Genomic DNA, 20,238 nt, shown 5'->3' on the forward strand with positions numbered 1-20,238 from the left:
AAGAGAGATAATGGCACTCACAACGTACATCCCAGGGATGGCACCGGGCCGGACACCGCGCAATCTTGTTGTGCTCGTGGTGTACCTTATCTGCTTCCCAGTCGTGCCGTTCGTTTTGGCGTATGCAGCCTTCTCGAACTATAACCAGATTTCCGACCGGCTCGCGATGAGAAATACGCCTGGATTCACTCCTGGGGGAGGTGTGAAGCCAGCAGCAGTCACACTCGTTGTGTTACTCGTGACGATTTCGCTGATCGCAAGCCTCGGTGTCGCTCCGTTTTTGGTGCTTGCCGACAGCGGCGGTGGGTCCCAAGCTAGTACCGATAATGAACCAGGCAGTGGAGCCGACGATCTGGGGGCTGATGAAGAGGGAGGGGAAGGAGATGACGAAGAGAGGGAGGAAGAAGCAGGAGAAGGGGAAGAGCAAGGGGGGAATACAGCCGATAGTGATGACGGTTTCGGCGGGGAATCATTCATAGATGGGGGTGGGGAATCGTTCATAGATGGGGGAGCCTCAGCATCAGATGACCTCTCTGACGAGGAAAGGGCTGCTAACACGCAGGGGCTATTTGAAGATATGCTAACAGAAGCTGGGTATGAAATCACTGATGGGGAAATGGATGAGGGAGTCATCCACATTGAATACCGCACGTATGCAGAAGATCGTGATGAGGCCCTCGCTGAAATAGTTGAGATTGCTGCCAATTATGCTGGGATGGAGGGCGTGCTTCGAAACGAGGTTGCAGAAGAAGAAGAATATGAAGGCGTATTCAAAGAGCAGACAGAGGGGCTCCACGTGACTATCCTCGACCCGAATGATGTTGTGCAAGGAACATTTTCTGTTGAAAGTGAATGGGCTATGGCGTTCTTTAACGAGGAAATTTCGGAGGAGGAATATTTAGATCGAGTCGAGGAGACGATCGAAATTCCCGACCACTTCGAGAATAGCGATGAGTTCGGCGACAGTGAGAGTGACGACAACAGTAGCGGCTAACGATGGACCACCGTTATTTGGGGGACGCGGACGGATCTTTTTCTCGGCGTGAGTATCTTCTTTCCACTGGGGCTGGGAGTATCGCAGTTCTCAGTGGGACTGCAGGATGTCTTGGGCTGGGTGACGATGAACAGCAAGCTGAGGAGCCCGGTGACGAGACGGACGAAAACAGCACTGAAAACGAAAGTGAAGACGAGGACGCGACTGACGAGGCAGAGGAGACTGAGAACGAGTCTGAAGACGATGAAGCGGAACCGGAGAACGAAACGGTCGAGAACGAGTCTGAAGACGAGGACGCGACTGACGGGGAAGAGGTAGATGATGAGGGCGATGGTTCGATACTCGAGGAAGAAGAGTCCGACGAGAACGACTCTGAAAACGACTCTGAAGACAAGAGCGAGGCGACCGAAAACGAGTCTGAGGATGAGGCGGGTGATGGGGATACCGAGAACGGCACCGCAGACGAGAGCCAAGACACCGAAACCCCTGAAGAACCCCAAGAAGACGCGGACAATGAGACGGACGGGAATGAGTCTGAAGATGAGGCTGCCGAGAATGAGTCTGGCGACGGCGCTAGCGAGACCGACTCCGAAGGTGACCATGAGGACTCCGGTACCGAAGAAGCTGATGAGGACGGGGGTTTCGAGCAGTATACCATTGAAGATCTGCCCTACCAAGTCGACTACCCGGCTGACTGGGAGGTGGACGAGTCAAACGAAGGCTACGTCCAAATCTTCAATGGCGATGAAACGGCACGGATCTGGATCGAAACCGAGGAGGCTCGTCTCGATCTCGAACAGGAGGTCCGGGATTACCGCGACACCTTTGAGCCCGAACCCAGCGTTGAGATCCATGCGGACGACCCGGTGACACTCTCGAGCGGCGAAGACGGTCATCGGTTTGTCATCGAGATGACCGACAGAGAGACCAACCAAATCATCGCTCACGAGCTCATCGCACAAGCCAACGGCATCCAGTATCTCACTTCTGTCATCATTTCACGGTCGCTATATAACAACGCATACGCTCAGTTAGCAGAGAAAATCCTTGCGTCGGTTGCTCTTGGCTGACTCACGAGCACCGTTCTCCCAGATCGAGATGATTAATTAGTGCTCACGACGACATTTTTGAGTTGATCGGCCCCCACGCCACCGATGAGGCGATTAAGCCTGGCCTCCCAGCCAACCGTGTTGATCTCGATGTCGTGGACCTCGATCGAATTAGTATACGGCGAGACATAGATTGCGTCCGTGTTTTCGTGGAGCGTGATTGTTGAGTTCTCGACAACGGCTGGGCCGGCCGGTGCCTTCCCGCCTTCGCCGCGCGTCCCGAAGCCGTACGTCCCTCCAGCCCCGCCGCCCTCGGCATACGCGATCTCGATTTCACAGTTGCGAACGAGTTGCCGGCCGTCTTGAAGCAGGATTCCACGCGGGTTGATGTAGACGCCCTCTGGTTTCTCATCGATCAACACGTGGCAATTTTCGATGACGGAGCCTGGATACGGCCCGTTGAGGGCTTCGTCTTTGTCGTCGGTTCCATCCAACCATTCAACAGGCTCCCAATCGTCGCCTCCATTGTTCCGAATCTGGGACCCGCCGCCGTTCCAGACGGTGCATCCCGAGACGATCTTTCGGCCGGTTCCTCCCCGAGGGTAGATCGTGTTATCGGGCCAGGGTCCGCAGACGAGGTTGCGGATAACGGTCGTCCCCTGTTGATCGGGATGGCCCGTGAACCCCGTCGAGCCCCAGCTTTGCCCGAAGTCGGGATGCTCGGGTCCCTCATCGAACCGACGCTCTTCTCGAGTGTTGATCGTATCAATGTAGTGGAGTCCGCCGCCGGGTGCAGCCACCGAATCAACGAGGGCAACCGAGTCGGGTGAGGCGCTCGCGACGCGCAAATTGGCGAATGACCCAAGCGAATGAGTTCCGTTGAAGACGATATTCCGGATCTCAGCCTGTCCATCGATGAACGCATTGAGGCCCTGCATTCCCGCGTTCTCGTGCCATCCCCAGTCGAAAATGAGGCCGCCGAAGACGAGATCGCCATGTGGGTTCGTTGAGGTCCCGATGCGGAACATCATCGTAGAGCCGGTATACTCCCCCCGATCGACTGTGTGTTTATTGATCGCCTTCACTTCACCATGCCGGATAGTCGCGTTCTGGCCGATGAACCCAACGTTCGAGGTACTCGTCCGTCGGAACGGCCGATTCATCTTATATTCGCCCTCCGGAAGCACGATCAGTCGGTCGTTGTCCCAAGCTTGTCTGAGAGGGGCATCGATCGGCTGTTCGCCCGACGGGTCTGCACCGAAATCGTCAACGAGATTCACGACCTCGGAAAAGCGATCTGCATACTGATCTGGCCGAAGTGCGGTTGGTGTATCCGTCTCCTCAATGTTGAGAGGGCCAGAGCTCCTTTGGTCACCACAGCCGGCAAGTGCCGCTGCACCAGCTGTGGCCCCGATTCCCGCCAGGAGCCGACGGCGTGTTAGTCTGGGAGATGGCATACGGATTGTTCCCCTTTACCAGACTAGTGATCACTCCTAGACTATTCAATTTATCTATTATTTCTACCTGAAATCCCCGGGGAATCAATTCAAAACGATCGGCCATAAAATATTATATAACTTATATATTATCTATGTGGGATTACCAATAAATATTTTCACCTGACCATATAATATATTAAAATAATGAAAACGGGTAGATTTTGGGTAATCTATAAATGTCTCTGTCTAGATGTAATCTCTATGGGAGAACATACCAATAACCACAGGCGACCGACAGAGGTAACACTCCGAGCTCTGGCTCGAGTGAGTCCCACAGCAGCCAAGATTGCGATGGTCACCGCAGGGGTACTGATGTTGATCCAACCCGTCGTTGCCCAGTCTGCGTTTGAAGAAGCATCCGAGGTTGCTTGCGGGGGGGCATTGGGATCGGCGGTTTTCCTTGGATTTGGATTGTTGACATTAATACTCATATTGGCTGGGATTGGCCAAATTGCGATCGGCTTTCTTGGTTTTGGGGGTGGTGGCCGTCGAGGCGAGCGTAGTTCGATCATCAACGGATTTGTGACCCTTCTCGGAGGGTTATTTTTAGGTAGTATGTCGGCGGTACTTGATTATTTAGGTGTCAATATCAGTGGCTGTCTAGAGGGTGAGATCCTGTGGGTCATGGTGTTGCTCTGACGCTCCACGCATGAACTCCCGGTTGTTCATCGGTCGGAGGTGGTTGTTGGTTGCGGTTTTAGGCATTTTGTTGGTGAGTGGAGCGCTCTTTGGCGCGATTGGTATCGGAGTTGTCGATGCCCAGGAAAATGAAAGTAATGAGTCTGAAGACGATGGATTTGGGGTTGACCCTGGCGAGGTAGCGAATGCAACGAACGGGTCTGAGGGAGAAGTCGAGAACGAGACGGCCGAAAATGAATCAAACAACGAGAGCGTGGACGATGGATTCGGTATCCAGCCAAATTCTATTCTTACCGGAGAGGAAAATAACGAAAATCAAACGAACTCAGAGGACGAAGATGACAACGGTGGCGCATTATCCGCAGTGGGGGGTGCTGTAGAATGGCTGGATCAGGCGAAAGGCAAGGCACGGGACGGTATTGAAGAACACGTTCCTGGGGCAGCAGCGGCCGGCAACATCTATGATACGATGACTAACCCCTCAGACGAAGCAGTCCAATGGTTCAATTCGTGGGTGGCGGCGTTCGTTGACGGGGTGTTGTCGGAAGTGGTCGCGGCCATCAATGCGATACACGCAATCGCCATCCAGGTTCCAGCACCGGGGGAGGCAGAGGACCCTTCGAGTTGGGCCGAGCCTGCGAGTGAGCAGTGGCAGACCGTCTTTGCGGTAATCTCGTGGCCGCTCGTGGCCGCCATAGTATGGCTGATGGCACAAATAGGCGTCTCGTTTTCCTACGATAGTGCCGAGAAACGTCGTCGGGGCTGGAAGCGTATCGCTCTCGCTAGCGTGATGATATTTGGGACGTGGGTGTTCGCGCCGGCACTCCTGCACTTGTTTGCGGAGGTAGCTCAGGGGATCTATCCTGATGGCGAACAATTCGTCACTCCGGACGGTGCGATCCGCTTTGGGCTCGGTCTCTATCTTCTGGCAATCTTATTGATATTTAAGGCGATCGTCGTCGTCGCAGCACTTGTCAGTGTCATCATGCTACATTTACTGACATATCTTTCCATACTGTTTTGGCCGCTTTCGTGGGCTGCGTGGGCAACCCACGGTCAAGCACACGCCTACGGGAGTTTTGGCCTGTTCGTTTTCGGCTCTCTTCTCGCCCTCTCGGTTATCCAGTCGGTCATCTTGCGGTTCCTAATATATCTACCGCTCGACGGGTCAATTGCCGGAACCGCTGGTTCGATCGTTTTGATTCTCTTCGGGTTGGCGTTCGCGCTCGTCTACCTCCCGTGGAAAATGCTCGAAAAGGCGCATGTCGCCGCCGCACTCAAACTCGGGAAGGGGCCGGCCCAGGACGTGGGTCAACGAATGCGGCAAGCACCTGGCGAGGTGCATCACCTAGCTCGACACTACAGAGCAGCATACGACCAGAGATCTGGAGGCGGAGGTGGTGGTGGAGACGGAGGTGGAGGCAGAGGTGGTGGAGACGGAGGCGGAGGCAGAGGTGGTGGAGACGGAGGCGGAGGCAGAGGTGGTGGAGACGGAGGCGGAGGTAGTGGTGGTGGGGACGGAGGCGGAGGTGGGGGTGAAGACGGGAAGAGTGAGCAAGAGTCATCGTCGACTCAGGATGGCGATTCCAGCCAGGAGAACCGCAGGCCACGCATCAAATCGCGCAAGAAAAAGACGTTCAGCGAGATCCAAAAAGACCGGATCGAGCGGAAAGTCAACTCATAAAATCACCACAATTGCCCCATGACAACCGACTCATCACCGCCCAGCTCGGACACGATCGATCGAGATCCGTCACAGCTTGCCCTGCCGTACATCGATTCGTCGATCAAAGTGCGAGGGTACAAGCTCAAACACATCTTCTACGGTGCGCCCGGAGGAATCATCCTCTTTTTCGGGATTTTTAGTTCGCCGTTCACGAGTGGTCCTGGGGTTTTCTGGACGACGGCAGCAATCGGGATTCCGCTGGCCGTGATCGGGATGGCGGTTTCGTACAGCACGGATTACGAGACGACGACGGGGATCGACCGTGCTCGAGCTGGCCTGCGGTCGCTCGTCCTGCATTGGCAGTACCCGAAGACCCACATCGAATCGTCGGTCGACCCGATCCACGGTGTGAAGCGAATTTTCTCGAACGGGTTCGCCGAAATGGAAGACGGGCGGTACGTTGCGCTCGTTCGCGTCGATGGTCGTAACACTGAGCGGCAGTCCCGGTCGGCTGTCAATGATATGGTTCAGGATTTGACGTTTGCGGTTCGCCGCGAGATGGACAATACGTTCGATTTCTTTGTCACAACGTTTGATACCGACGTTGACAAGATCACGGACAAGTACCGTGAGCAACTCCACAGCGGCCGATTCAGCGGCGACGAGTGGATCATTGCTCGTGATCTACTCGAGGATTATGTGCTCTACGAGGAGGAGGAGGCCGAGGCGTGGGATGCTCGCGAACTCCGCTCGTACATCGTCGTCGAGGTCGACCCGACTGATCTCGAGCATCGCCGTCAGTCGGATAATGGCTCGCTTTTCTCGCTTGGTGGAGACGAGCCGGACGCACGCCAGCGCAAGCAGATGCGACGGCGACTGCGTGATCGGGTTGCCTCGGCGAAGGCCGTCGCGGGCTCGGTGAGTGGCTGTTCGGGTGAGTTAGTCGATCCGGCCGAGCACGCCCTCTTGCTCGCGAAATACTGGGCCGGGGTTGAACACCGGCAATTTACCGACGAGTCAGCATCCCAGGTGGCGAACCTTTCGGTGTGGCCCGATATCAAATCGGCCGAATCGGACGCTCACGAGCACGAGCAGGCGGAAATGGACAGTCACCGGCCGGGAGCGGTCGACGCGCACCTCGACAAGCAAGCTCGAACCAGCGCGGAGACAACTCCCGCAGCAGAAGACTTCGACGAAGAGGCCGATGGGCGGATATCACTCGATGCAGTCGCAGACGTCGATGAGGTTGAAGTGGCGGGCGACGGTGGAGTGACTGGCCTGGAACCAACTGAGAGCGTTGTCACGCAGCTCCTCCAATCGCCGACCGAGGCAGGACCTTCCGACGACGTTCTCGACGACACGGAGACAGCAGCGAAGACATTAACCCTCGCTCGCCTCCGTGAGGGATTGTTCCACCCACTCTCGGATTCAGACACAGACAGTGACAGTGGTGTGGCGTCCTCGCCCCTTCAGGACGCCCTTGCTCCCGGGACGATCGATATTCACGGCGATTATGTTGAGGTCGGCGATCAGTACGCACGGACCTACTGGTTGACTGGCTGGCGCAAGCGCCCCTCGAGCAACTTCCTCCAATCGTTGCAGACGCTCACGGGCGTTGATTTCGATCTTCGACTCCGTGCACGCCCGGTCGAGAAGGCTGATGCGATCGAGCGTCTGAAGCCGAAAATCAAGGATATTGACGCGGATATCAGCGACAGACAGCAGATTCACGATATCGAGTCCTCGGTCATGACCGAGGACGTTCACTACTACCAGGGGATGTATAAGCTGCTCAAGCAGACGACGGTCCGACCGTTCGAACTCAACGGCTATCTCACGGTTCGGGCCGGATCGAAGCGAGCGCTCGATCTGGCCGAGTCGCAGATCGAGCAGGGCTACGAATCCCCGGAGACGCTTACCCTCGATGTTGCCAAACGGCGGGCGCTCGAAGAGGCCGAAGAGACGGTGTTGAACGCGGTCGAAGACACGCCTGCGGAACTCACGCCGATCTCGTCGTCGCGTGCTGACGAGCTGTTCCGATCGGGCGCTCCGGGTGCGCGCGATCACTACAACGAGTCGTCCTGGAAAGACCACACTACGATGGTGCTCGACGGGGCGCTCGGTGCGCTGTTCCCGTTCGCTCGATCGACCGTCCAAGATGAGGACGGGGTTGAGTACGGTCGCTCTGAACATCACGGTGAGAAGATCATCGCGAGTCAGTTCGCGAGAGGTGGGGCCGGGCACAAGCTTACGCTGGCAGACTCAGGCAGCGGGAAGACCTACCACGCGGGCAAGCAAGCATTGCGCTGGTGGCTTGGCAAGGAAGATCGGACAGTGATCTTCCTCGATACGATGGGCGGTTTCTACCAGCATACAGAGGCAGTCAACGGCAACCGGATCGTCGTCGACGGCAACACGACGATCAACCCGCTGTTGATCCAGGAAACGCCCGAGACGGTGATGGAGACCAAAGACGTCGATCCATTCGGGATGGCCCGCGATTCGGCGGTGAGCTGGATTCTTTCGATCATTAAGGCTCAGGGTGGTGATCCAGACAACTTCAAGCACTTAGTCAGCGAGATCGTCACGGAGACCTACCGAGAGGCGGGGATCTACCCCGGTCGTCCGGAGACGCACAAGCGGGAGAGCCCGACGATGGACGACTTTATTGAGAAGACGACCACGATGCTCGAAAACCCGACGGAGTACACCCTCTCCGGGCACAATATCGAAGGGGAGGAAGTCAAACAGGAAGTGCGGCAGTTTCTCCGGAAGCTCGTCGGCTTCAAGAAACACGGGCGCTACCAGCACTTGATCGGCGAGAGTGAGGTGACGCTTGAGGAGGGCGAAGTCAACTATCTGGACTTGCAGCAGATCGAGGCGCTAGGAACGGCGGACAAGTCCACGATGCTCCAACTTCTGTTGCGCAACGTCTACGAGATGGTCAAGCGCGCGCCTGAGGAGACGATTTTCGTGGTTGACGAAGCGCACTATCTCTTGCACAGCGAGGAGATGCTGCCGTGGCTGCAACAAGCTGCACGCCACTGGCGGCACTACAACGCGGGGCTGTGGTTCCTCTCGCACCGGCCGGACGAGTTCATCAGCGGCGACGACGACAGAGCCGGACACAAAAACGCGATCCGAGGCCAGTGTACGACGACCGAGTTCTTCCGGTTGAAGGATATCGATTGGTCGGTCGGTAAGGCGTTCGGATTGAACGAGAGCCAATACAATTTTGTGACAAGTCAGGCAGTGACAGGGCAGGCTGGTGTAGGCCATTCGACGGGGATCGTCGGGTTCAGTGACGAAGAAGAGTGGTACACGTTCGAGGTCGCTTCCGGGGAATTTGAGGACGCACTCCTGAGTTACAATCCTGACAAGCACGGCGCGTTCCAGTCGTACATCCGCCCATATGTGAGCGACCCCGTTGCCCTCGATCAGGTCTTCGAGGCCGAAGATTCCAACGAGGAACGTACTGATCGGGCGGCAGAGAAGGACAAGGACGAGGGCGAGGAATCCGACGGTCACACGGACGGAACCGACGACGAGTCACGCACTGCTCAGGCGACGAACAAGGATGAAGATAAGGAGACTGGCGACGGGCCAGGTCCGCTTGAGACGGCTCTGGCAGCAATTCACGAGGAGGATCACTCGTCGGCTGGCGAGACTGCTGATAGTACCGGTGGCACTGCAGACACACTCCCCGCAGCTGACGACTCGACCGGGACGACGACCACAGAGACAGATGGTGAGGACGAGTTAGCAAACGAAGCAGAAGAGAGCGAACCGTCGACAGAAACGACGGAAGACGAGCAGGAGGAACGCAGTACCGAGAGCACTGACGAAGAACCAGACAACGAGACACCCGAGGACGAGAGTGAAGACGCTCCCACCGAACGAGAACACACGCACGAACCGTCCAGCAGCGAGAAAGCGGCTGACAGTACAGCAGACGATCGCCAAGAGGTCACGACGATCACGGGGATTGGGGAATCCTACAGCAGCCAGCTCCGTGAGGCGGGGGTCGAAACCGTTGACGACCTCGCGGCGGCGGAACCTGGGTCCCTCGAGGAGCAGACGCTGATCGCCTCGACGCTTCTAGAGAAGTGGATCGGCGTCGCTCGGACCGAGTCCACCACCAGCAGTGACACTGCTGCTGATGAGCAGCCGGGCAGGCCAGACAGTGGTGGATCAGCTCCTGCGGACGAGGGGGTGAGTCCAGACGATGACGATTAGGACAGCAGTGCCTCGAGTGCGACCGGTATGTGGGACCCGTGCTCACCAGTCTGCAAGTTCACGAGGTGAAACACGAATGACCAATTCAATAGATGCCAATCCAATAGACAATAATCCAACGGACGACGCGCGAGCGAGTGAGAACGAAGGCAGGGGTGGGGCTGAAGAGATGGATGCCGACAGCGACAGATCAGTCGTTCCCGGCCAGAGTGGAGGTGCGAAAACGTGGCATGCTCTTCACTCCCTCCGATGCTGGACCGACAACGGCCACCCTGACGGTGAAGGTGGTGACTCGGAATGACTACCGATGATTGGGATGGACGCGACCATGATGCGGACCGGTCTCGTGAGTCTGCCTACGAAGGAACGGATGACACTCCAAATCTCGAGTGGATCGTTGCAGAAGACGACCGAGTAGCTGACGTTGCCGACCTCGACGTGCAGTGGGTCGGCACTCCACTGGCTCGGAGTGGGCTTCGTGCGTACGCGGGCGCGATCCTCCTCGTTGGGCTTGCAATCGCCCTCGCGACTCCCAGCGTCGCTGGATTCGCTACGGGGCCGGCCCTTATCGGGCTCGCGCCGGTCGAGATCGGACTGGTCGTGACGACCGTCACCCTCCCATTGTGGTGGCTTGGGGCGATCCCAATCGCCCTCGGAGTCACGGGCGTTGTCGTCGGCCTGCTCCCACTATTGCGATCGATTCGAACCGAATATGTTCTCACGTCTGACGTGCTCTACGCCCGCAAACGAGGGATTCGAGGAGACCAATTTACGAAGCTCGCTCTCGAGCGTGTCGTCGAAACCACCCGTCACCAGTCGCTTGCGGGACGACTGCTCTCTTATGGGACGATCACGTTCCGGACGGTCGAAGCCGAGATCCCCAAAGTGGTCTGCAAAGGCGTCCACAACCCGAAGGATGTCCATTCGATCGTCCTCACTCTCGACGCGTCCACCGACTCTCCGCTCGATCGCAAACAGGAGTACGTTCGCGTCATCCCGTCGACGGGTGAGCGAGCACCGTCCGAGATCGTCACTCAAATCCGCCCTCTGCACGCCCTGAACCCGACCGAAGAATCGTTCTGGCAGCGAATCAACCCGTTTGCCAGCCCTGACCCGCTGACGTTCGATTTCACCATCTACAGCAACGGCACGGATGCGCCAATCGAGTTCTATTATTCGACTGACCAGCATCTCTCGACGCTCTATGACCGGCTCAACTCCGCCTACCCTGATACAGTCGAAATCGAACGCGTGACCGTCGATCTCGCCGAAAAGCTTGTCGCCCCAGAGCAATACAGCTACGAGGAGTTCGAGGCAGCGCTGGAAAACGGGGCGCTTCAGACCTCTGTCGAAGAGGTCGAAGCGATCACCCGTGTTCACGGCGGTCAGCCCCTCGCTGCTGATGGGGCCGGTACCAGCGACGGCCCGGGGTCGGTGTCGGTATCGGGAACGGAGTCGGGGCCGGAGTTGGGGTCGGGAGCCAACACCCCGCTTGGAGGGCAACTCCCAAGCGTTGACCTCGACGCACTCCGGAAACAAGAGGACGAAGAAAACCGCGATCCAGGCTCGCTCAGATTCGGGCTCGAGACGCCACGTGATACCGGCGAGGGCGTTCTCGCGCGGCCCCACCCGGACGACGTTGAGCCGTATAGTCTGCGGTGGACGGGCAGTGGCGACCCGATGACGCCGATCAGGCTTTTCGACGAGGAACTTGATGACGAAGACTTCACGAAAGATAGCTCGCACGCGCCCCTAACCGTGCTGATCGACCACTTCGCAACGACTGATTATCCGATCGTCTTTCAGGCAGCGTTCGAAGGCGAACAGGATTCGACCCACAGTGGCAATCAGCGTATCGAGGAGATCCGAGGCGACCGAGAAACGTGGGGGGAGGCGATCAATCAAGCTATCGAAGATTTCTTCTATGGTCCCGAGCCCAAGCAAGAGCGCCATCCACAGGACTCCCAACCGATCCCCGAAGCCGATCGTGATCTGATCGACAACCTCCAAACAGAAGACTTGGGGCATACGTTCACGGCCAACCTGCGGGTAGTAACCGTCCCCCCGAAGTCGGCGAGCAGTGACACGTCCGAGCTCAAACAGTCGCTCCGAAGCATCAGCACGGTGTTCGATCCGCTTGAGGGGCGATTCTATGGCATTGAGAGCGAAAAATTGTACGATAAAGGCTTGCTCGCCCGCCGCAGCCGGACGTACTCGCGGCGCTGTTTCAACCGTGTCCTGAATCGAGACGTCGTGACCGGCAAGCGACTCGGACGCTCGACGCCCGACCTCCATCTCGACCCGAACGAACTCTGCAACATGATCATCGTGCCGAGCACCGAGCACCTCACTGACGAGGCCACCAAAGAAACCCACGCGAATCCAGAAAGCCGGACATCACTCCCCGGATTGGAGGCTGCCCAGCGCCGGCAGTACACGACAGGGATGGTGCTGGGCGAGGACCCCGCCAGTTCCATTGATGGGCCGCTTCGATTACCACCGGACCGACAGACCCGCCACTGGCTCGTCTGCGCGACGACCGGAGGTGGGAAGAGTCAACTCGTCAATCGGATGCTGCGCTCGCTCAGCGAGACGACGTCAGGGCCGAACATCCTGTTCGAGCCGAAAGGCGACGGAATGTGCACCAACTACCTCATGGGCCACTACAAGCGGCATGGCTCGCTCGAGGACGTCTACTACTTCCGCGAGCCTGAGACGCTTCCTGCAGTCTCGTTTTTCGATCTTCGGCCCGCGCTCGAAGCCGGCCACGACCGGGAAACCGCGGTCAAGGAGAAGGCCGATCACTTCCACGCGCTGATGCGGATGATTATGGGTGCAGAGCGTCACGAGCAGGCGTTCGTCGCGAACGAAATCCTGACGTTCCTCATCCACGCGCTGTTCGATCCTGTTCACGGGGACGACGTCTTCGGCCTCGATGATCTGGTCGAGGCTGCGACGCGGATGCAGCGAAATCAAGAGCTGCCGGACGTCTCGGGGATCAACCAGGATATCCACGACTCTCTCACTGCACAGTTCGCCAAGGAGGATCATCAGTTCCACACCACGATGGGTGCGGTGCTCAATCGACTCAACCGGCTGAAAGAGGACCGTCACCTCCACTGGATGCTGCGCCACAAGCCCGGTCGAGAGGCCGAGGGCGACAGCCTCTACGGGTTCCACGACCAGAACGTCCATTTCGATTTCCGCGATATCCTCGACGAGGACGTGACGATCCTGTTCGACCTCGGCGACCTCACACTGGACGCCCAGCGTGGGTTGACCACGGTCCTGTTGAGTAACCTGTGGCACTCGATTCAGCACCGACGGCGATCGTCGCCAGACAACGTGGTGAACGTGATTCTTGAGGAGGCCGCGCCGTTCATCGCGACGGAGTTAGTCGCCGATCAGCTCCTCCCACAGGGTCGCTCATCGGGGCTGAGCATGGGACTCGTCATGCAGTATCCCGAGCAGGTCAACCCCTGGGACGAGGACAACAACGGCGCGTACGAAGAGCTGTTGACAGAGGTGCATACGAAACTGGTCGGGGACATCTCGATTACGGATCGGTTTGCGAAAACGTTCACGCACGACGATCTGTCCGTGGAGGATGTTCGCAACCGGATCAATCGGATAGCGTCAGGCGAGTGGTTCACGAAGCTTGCGAGTCCCAAGTTCGGTGAGGATCGACCAGCACCGCTGACGTTGCACTCGCTGCCGATCATCAGTGGACATCCAGAGAGCGACGAGCCGCTGTCGGAGACCGAGCAGGCACGCTTTGATGACGAAATCCTGCCAGGGGTCATCGAGCGGACTGACGACGAATACGGCTTGGAAGTGCCCACGCACGAGGACGTGATGAACTGGTCGGAGTGGGACGGGGCACATCACGAGCGGGGGTCGCCGCCGGAACTCGAGTCAGACGAGGTCGAGATCGGTGCCGAGGTCGAAAGCGAGAGCGAAGATGAGGTCGAGGAAGAGGGTGAGGCTGAGATCGAACAGGAGGATCGGGGTGAGGACGAAAAGAAAGGTGAAGTTGCTGCTGACTCAGAACGCCCGTCGTTAAATGACACTGCCCCGGAGAGTGGGAGCGAGGCCCAGCATGAAGACACCGAAGAAGGCGGCGAGAGCAGGGAGATGGGGGAGAGGATTGACTCCACAGACGATAGGGACGTCATAGACAGCGGAGATGACACCGAAGACGACGGAGACGTGGGGGATGCCGACGAGTCCGACGAGTCCGTCGACAGTTCCCCAACTCCCTCGCTCTTTGGCGCGAACGAGGGCGGCACTGAGAGTTGTCCAGTCACGGACGGTACTCTTCGCGAATGCGGCCTCTCTCGAGACGACGCGATCTTCCTCAAACGAGTGTTAGACGCGATGAACCGCGAACTCCCGGACTACACGCTCTTGGACGGGATGGACGAATTGAAAGATGGGCTTGATGGGCTTGATGTTCATGTATTGATTGAGCAGGATTTGCTCGAGAAAGAGACGGTGAATCGACGGGTATACTACACGGTTCTTCCAGAGGGGCGAGAGCTACTCGACGAGTCGCTCACAGCCGACGCAGGAACTGGTGATCTCGGAGAGAAGACACCACACAAAGTTGGGGTAGAACTCCTGGTCCAATGGTTCAACACGTTCGAGGAGGTTGAGCGGGTTGATCGATATCACCAGCAGGATTCGGAGACAGTATTCGATGTCGTCGGGTTCGATATCGATGGTGAACTCGTTCGGGTCGGTGAAGTCGAGATGGCATCGAATAACGCGCAAGCGGTCGTAGACGACTACAACAAAATGGCTGCCGTCGACGCGGACGCAATCTGGGCTTTTCGGTCCCGTGGCGAAGCGGAGGATACGATAGAGGTATTGGCCGGTCACAATCGACTTCCCAGCAAAGTGAGTGGACGGGCGGCTCACGTGTTCTCACGGATGCAAGAGACGGTCGAAGAGTTTGAAGCCGATGGGATGACAACAATACAGACCTTCCGAAAAATGAATGAGGGAATAGAGGAATAGCGATGGTTTCGCTCCTCCGTCGTCTTGTGTCGGAGCTGGATATTGTGTCGGTATATCTGTCGCAGTATATACCAATCTACTCCTACGGGGGAATACTGGAAATCGGGCTCAGTATCACTGCTGTCGCGCTCGTCATCTACGCGCTGTTGCTGCCAGTCCTTTTCACTGTCCGGATGTTCATCGGGACGATCCTCACTCCGAGGTGGACGCCGTTCCCGCGACGGGGGGATGGCGTCGTGGTCGGTGTTATTGCTCTCCTGGGGTTGATCGTCGCGATTGATTTCATCCAATTTGCTGGAATAAGCCCATGACCTGGAGAGAAGCAACGCGCGACGAGATCTACACGTACTATACTGAGGAGTTTCCCGAGTACACAGACCAGCTTCCAGGGTTCATTATGGCGACTGCACCGAAAGAGTTCGGGATCAGCTTTCGCGAGCGCCATCCAATTCGCAAGAAAGAGCGCCCAGATCGGAACTTCATCCGACGAGCGACGCGGCGGACGGACTCGAATGGAGAGCAGATCTCACAGAACTTCGGCGGGCTCGAGGACGTTCTGTCGTTCATTCAATCTCCCGCGCGGCACGACCCGTTCCAGGGAAGTGAGTACGCACTCGTCGATCCCGATCTGATCGAGAAATCCGACCCGGTTTCAGCAGGGGTGTACTACGGGTTAGACAACTGGGAGCGGTCGTGGGTGGTCGCTGTCGATATCGATGCAAAAGATATTGCCGCAGCACGGGCTGAACGCGAACTCGACGGTGAGCACGGCCCGTTCGCAATGGACCAGGAGAATCCAAGCCGAAGCGAGATGTTGCTTGCTGACTCCGGCATTCGTGACGCCGACCCTGCGGGGTATCCCTACGCGTTCGAGGACATTAACCGTGCAATTGAGTACGGCTTCGACACGCAGGATATCTTCGAAGCAGACTTCACTGCCGAAGAGACGATGGTTGTCTACTCTGGGCAAGGCGTCCACGTCTACCTGCTCGACGACGATCTCGAGCACGACTACGACGAGAAAAGCCGAGAAGTGCTTAACGATCTCCTGATCGAGCGATACGAGATCCCGATCGATCCCGTGGTGACCGCTGATCGGAGCCGCCTGCTTCGAGTGCCCTACTCGTTGCATGCCGACGTCTGTCGTGTCGTCCAGCCGATCGAGAGTCCGTCGTTCGACCCCCGAACGGACGCGCAACCACAGTTCCTCGAGAGTGATCCCAATGGTTGACCCACGACACACCGAACGAGACGCCTATCTCGTCGTCGCAGTGCCGACCGAGTTTTCGAACCGGGACATCATTCAGTTGTTCCTCCGGGGCTACGACTGCTATCTGCACGATGACGACCTCGCGAGGGAGGACTTGATTTCGGATATCGAACAATTTGGGACGGCGGCGTTCGAGAACGCGAAGCGTGAACGCCCCCTCGAGTACCCGTTCGTCGATGACCCTGGAATGCTCGTGTTGCTGGCGACGTTGAGTACACTCTGTGTCGAGGACCAACCCCGGTTCGAGGAGACACCACTCCGGCGTAACCAAGTGGTCGCCAACATCCGCGAACTGTTCGCGACCAACGTGCTCGCACTCTTATACGAGTACGACGACCCGACACTCTACCAAGAGATCGCTGAAGTCCTCTACGCGAAACCGCCAAACGACGACGGCCCTCACCCCGGACGGGTCTGTACCGACGTCACCACCATGCCCGAGTTCGATGACGAGAAGGACAAGAAAAAAGGCGAAGACGAAACCGAAGAGGAGCTTTACGTCGAAATCCCAATGGCAGCCGCCTCGCGCGCGTGCCTTGCACGGTCAACAAGCGAAGCGACGAGTGCCGAGGAAACTGGCGAGATTCTCACCCGGATCGCGAACGGCAATCTCTATATCCCACTCGCGTACGTGCGAGACAGATACCGGACGTATGTTGACACAGGCTTTGGATGCTTGCGAGCGGCCCAAGAAGACGATCTTAGTGACGAAGAACGCAACTGGTTAGCAACCACCGAAACAGCGATCACCGACCGCACAGACCGCGCTATCGAACTGGGACACTACCAACAGATCTGGACAACCTGGGATCGCGGCGAGCGCGTCGTCCAACTCATTCGAGAAGCCATGCGAACCGATCCCCGCGTCCAAATCGGCGAGTTCCACACCGCTACAGAGTTATACGAAGCGCTTGAGGCCTACAACCCAGATAATGAGGGCGAACATGCCCAACTCCAACAGCTCTCAAGTCCCCGAAGTGTGGGAAACACCCTTGCCGACCACGACTCACATCGGTCAGTGACGATTGACCGGACCGGCCGTGCCAACACTTACCAGATTGGGCACTCGGGCGGCGGCGCGCGCCCGATCGAAATCACGGAACTTGAAGACTTTTTCGAACTCCCGTGCATGGCAGCGATGGACGACAAGCTTCACGAGGACCCGCCAGTGCGGAAAGACCTTTTCAACTTCGTCCGGATGACGATGTGGCTCCCCCAATATCGCGACAAACCGATCGACGAAATCACCGAACAAATCCAAGACCTGTTCAGCCGCTGGCCGTGGCACGATTCGGAGATCACCGACTACCAAGTCAAATATGAACACCGTCGCGGTGAACGCGGGATCGGTCCCAAAGGAAATACCCCACTTCCGATGGGCTGTGATAACGACGATATGCAACGACACTGCATCGGCAAAGATCAGTGCCCGTACTCGATCTACGGCAGCCTTCCCTTCCCCGACGAAATGTACGATCAACTTGACGAATCCGAAGACTGGTTCTAAAGTTCTCCACCGTTTCTATCCACCCCACATCCGATAATATATACCACTGTTATCCAGTATAAACTATAAATATTTCACCTATAGATGAATGGAACGAACGGTGGCCTTGAGATGTTTGAGGAGCCGGATTGAACGGGAAATGTCACTTCATTCTTCCCCCTCAGAGCAGATTAATATATCTCTGAATTCTCTCCCTTTCTTCATATATTATTGGATATTAGTAGTGCAGAAAAGTCTCCACCCAACGAACCAATGACTGGGGCCACCGTAAGAAGGGACTGAAATGGGGATTTCCCCCTCTACTATTCGACGGTAGAGCATTTGGTTCCCATATCCAACCCCGGAAACAACATTTTTACTCCGCCTTTGTGACTGAATTGAGAAGGTTATCTATTACGTCTTTTCCTAACTAAAGTACATATTCACAGATTGTCTGTGAGGACGATCCCACCCAAAACATATGTTATATAGAGTATATTCTTAACAAGTTAATCTGGGACGCATCTATCTCGTTAACCACGATTTAGCCTCTCAAACTGCTACAAACGAAGGTTAGAACGGATCTAGAAGAATAATATAGCGAATCTAATGGATTACTCATTACTTCTAATCAATGTAAAACTCGATATTCCACCGATTTCAGAAGTTTCACCCCCTCGTTCAGCACGTTTTCTGTTCCACCATCAAAATCTGGTTTCGTTAACCACGATTCTAGCGCCTTAGAGATGCCCAACGAACCTCTAACCAGTTTTAAGCCCGTTAAACTCCTCTTGCACACCTGGAAATCGTCCAAAGGATAAGGGAGGTATGCAGATACGAGGGGGGTAGTTAACGGGGAGAAAAGTGGGCGGTGGAAAGAATGGAAGAACAGGAAATTACCAGGAAAGATATAGATGTGTGAGCGGGGGTGGTGGAGGAGAATACACGGGGGTCTGGGAGAGAGTGAAACGTGGGAGAGAAGCAGACAGAAAAGGGTGAGAATGCAGTAGTTGGCTGGCCGGGGGAACAGGAGGTGAGAGCTGGGAGTAAGAGGGCGTAGATCAACGGTATCTCTCCGCATAGTGGAGAGGGTAAAGTAGGAGGGAAAGGAGGTCACAATCACGGGAAAGTATCAGATCCCATAGTCAGTGAGAATGGCGTGAGAAGAAGGAGTGAAAACAGGGTGAATGAGGAGCAGTGAGGAGCAGACCAGTGAGGGAGTTCGGGGACTCGAGGAGCGGGGCTGAACGGGGAGCAGTTTTGTCCCGATCGGACTCATCCGCACGGTGGTGTCGGTCGCCCCTCAGAGAGGGGTAGAGGTACGATGGGATGGAGCGACCGACACGAGACGGAGGACGAACCGGACGACAACCACGAGCAGGTTCTGGAGGAAGAATTTGACGAGTGGGTCCAGGAAGGCAAAGAGTCGGGGCCGTGGGGTCGGAAGGAGACACAGTCCGACGCGGGCGCCGCCGCGAAGACTCGAGAGGGTCCACACATGAGTGAGGAGTCACCGATTCCTGGCTCGCCCTCGCGAGCGGTTTCAGAAGATCCGCTGTCGATGACGCAGTGTCCCCGGTGTGACAGTCGTAGGTTCGTCTCGAAGAAACTGGTGTACGAGGAGTTCCACTACAGCGAGGGGGGCGATCTCGAGCGGCATCAGAATCGGGTCCGTGCCGAGTTCGAGTACACGTGCATCGACTGCGACAAGCGGTTCCACGAACTGCCGAAGGGGGCGCGTTCGTACTACAGGGAAGTCACGGTCCTTCGGGAGGACCTCCGACATGCGATTCGGGTCCAAACGCGGGCCTGGCTCGCCTCGGTTGGCGATCGACTTCGAGGGCTCTTCTCGAGAGGCGAATAGGGAAGGCGAGTAGCGACCAGCCAACGGCGGCATCACGAGGCCAGCGGGGCCGCTCGAGGCGTCCGCATCTGGTGGATCGGAGCGGAACGCTACAGCGTGGCGATCGGCCGGTGCCGGTGGACTCACTTCACGAGCTGCCCAGCACCGCACAGTACCGCCATCCCACGAACCCCCACCCACCTCCAGGGTCCGGGCGGCTCGCTCCCTGCGGTCGCTGCGCTGCCGGGCTTTCCCTGTCCGCTCTGTGGTGCATTGCAGTGCTCCAGACGGGGTGCGCTGGATAGCATCAGCACCAGATGCCGCGCTCATTGCTCCGTGCGGACGTCATGAGGGGGTCTGCCAGCGTGAAACGGTGTCTCGCGCTCGGGGTCGCGACTCCCTGGTGATCTCGGTGCTGTTGCCAGCGTCGACAGGGCCGCCAGTGTCGCGATCGGCGTCATCACCGCTGCTGCTGTTGCGTCATCACCGCTGCTACTGTTGGGAGGATTGTTGGAGTCTTCATCGATATTCAGCTGA

Annotated in this window: 11 protein-coding genes; 10 read left to right on the forward strand and 1 reads right to left on the reverse strand. The window is 57.1% G+C overall.

The genetic code is table 11. The features are described from left to right. The first annotated feature begins 37 nt into the window (after positions 1 to 37). Positions 38 to 994, forward strand: a complete 957-nt coding sequence (locus tag LCF40_RS18300; protein ID WP_224829626.1) for a DUF8159 domain-containing protein — start codon at positions 38 to 40, stop codon at positions 992 to 994. A gap of 17 nt (positions 995 to 1,011) precedes the next feature. Continuing rightward, complete coding sequence (locus LCF40_RS18305; RefSeq protein WP_224829627.1) at positions 1,012 to 2,064, forward strand: hypothetical protein; 1,053 nt, start codon at positions 1,012 to 1,014, stop codon at positions 2,062 to 2,064. 32 nt (positions 2,065 to 2,096) lie between these two features. On the opposite strand, the gene LCF40_RS18310 is transcribed toward LCF40_RS18305, so the two are convergent. Then, the gene (locus LCF40_RS18310; RefSeq protein WP_224829628.1) at positions 2,097 to 3,074 is read right to left on the reverse strand and encodes a hypothetical protein; all 978 of its coding nucleotides are present in this window, start codon (positions 3,072 to 3,074) and stop codon (positions 2,097 to 2,099) included. Positions 3,075 to 3,806: 732 nt separating this feature from the next. On the opposite strand from LCF40_RS18310, the gene LCF40_RS18315 reads away from it, so the two are divergent. The 8 genes from LCF40_RS18315 (at position 3,807) to LCF40_RS18350 (ending at position 19,722) form a co-directional block, all read left to right on the forward strand. Next, entirely contained in the window at positions 3,807 to 4,181 is a 375-nt protein-coding gene (locus LCF40_RS18315; protein WP_224829629.1) for a hypothetical protein, read from the forward strand. Between the two features lie 73 nt (positions 4,182 to 4,254). Continuing rightward, entirely contained in the window at positions 4,255 to 5,865 is a 1,611-nt protein-coding gene (locus LCF40_RS18320) for a TrbL/VirB6 family protein (protein ID WP_224829630.1), read from the forward strand. Between the two features lie 18 nt (positions 5,866 to 5,883). Then, positions 5,884 to 10,083 carry a TraC-like domain-containing protein gene (locus tag LCF40_RS18325; protein ID WP_224829631.1) on the forward strand — a complete coding sequence of 1,400 codons (4,200 nt, stop codon included), beginning with the start codon at positions 5,884 to 5,886 and terminating at the stop codon, positions 10,081 to 10,083. A gap of 885 nt (positions 10,084 to 10,968) precedes the next feature. Beyond that, positions 10,969 to 15,102 (forward strand): helicase HerA domain-containing protein, encoded by a 4,134-nt coding sequence (locus tag LCF40_RS18330; RefSeq protein WP_224829632.1) that lies wholly within the window; start codon positions 10,969 to 10,971, stop codon positions 15,100 to 15,102. A gap of 2 nt (positions 15,103 to 15,104) precedes the next feature. After that, positions 15,105 to 15,413 (forward strand): hypothetical protein, encoded by a 309-nt coding sequence (locus LCF40_RS18335; protein WP_224829633.1) that lies wholly within the window; start codon positions 15,105 to 15,107, stop codon positions 15,411 to 15,413. Beyond that, on the forward strand, positions 15,410 to 16,333 hold the full coding sequence (locus LCF40_RS18340) for a bifunctional DNA primase/polymerase (protein ID WP_224829634.1): 924 nt from the start codon (positions 15,410 to 15,412) through the stop codon (positions 16,331 to 16,333). The genes LCF40_RS18335 and LCF40_RS18340 overlap by 4 nt, the downstream gene beginning before the upstream one ends. Then, positions 16,326 to 17,879, forward strand: a complete 1,554-nt coding sequence (locus tag LCF40_RS18345; RefSeq protein WP_224829635.1) for a primase-associated protein — start codon at positions 16,326 to 16,328, stop codon at positions 17,877 to 17,879. Before LCF40_RS18340 ends, LCF40_RS18345 begins: the two co-directional genes overlap by 8 nt. 1,303 nt (positions 17,880 to 19,182) lie before the next feature. Next, positions 19,183 to 19,722, forward strand: a complete 540-nt coding sequence (locus LCF40_RS18350; RefSeq protein ID WP_224829636.1) for a hypothetical protein — start codon at positions 19,183 to 19,185, stop codon at positions 19,720 to 19,722. Positions 19,723 to 20,238 lie beyond the last annotated feature (516 nt).

It is taken from the genome of Saliphagus infecundisoli (assembly GCF_020177375.1).
GTDB classification, from domain to species: domain Archaea; phylum Halobacteriota; class Halobacteria; order Halobacteriales; family Natrialbaceae; genus Saliphagus; species Saliphagus infecundisoli.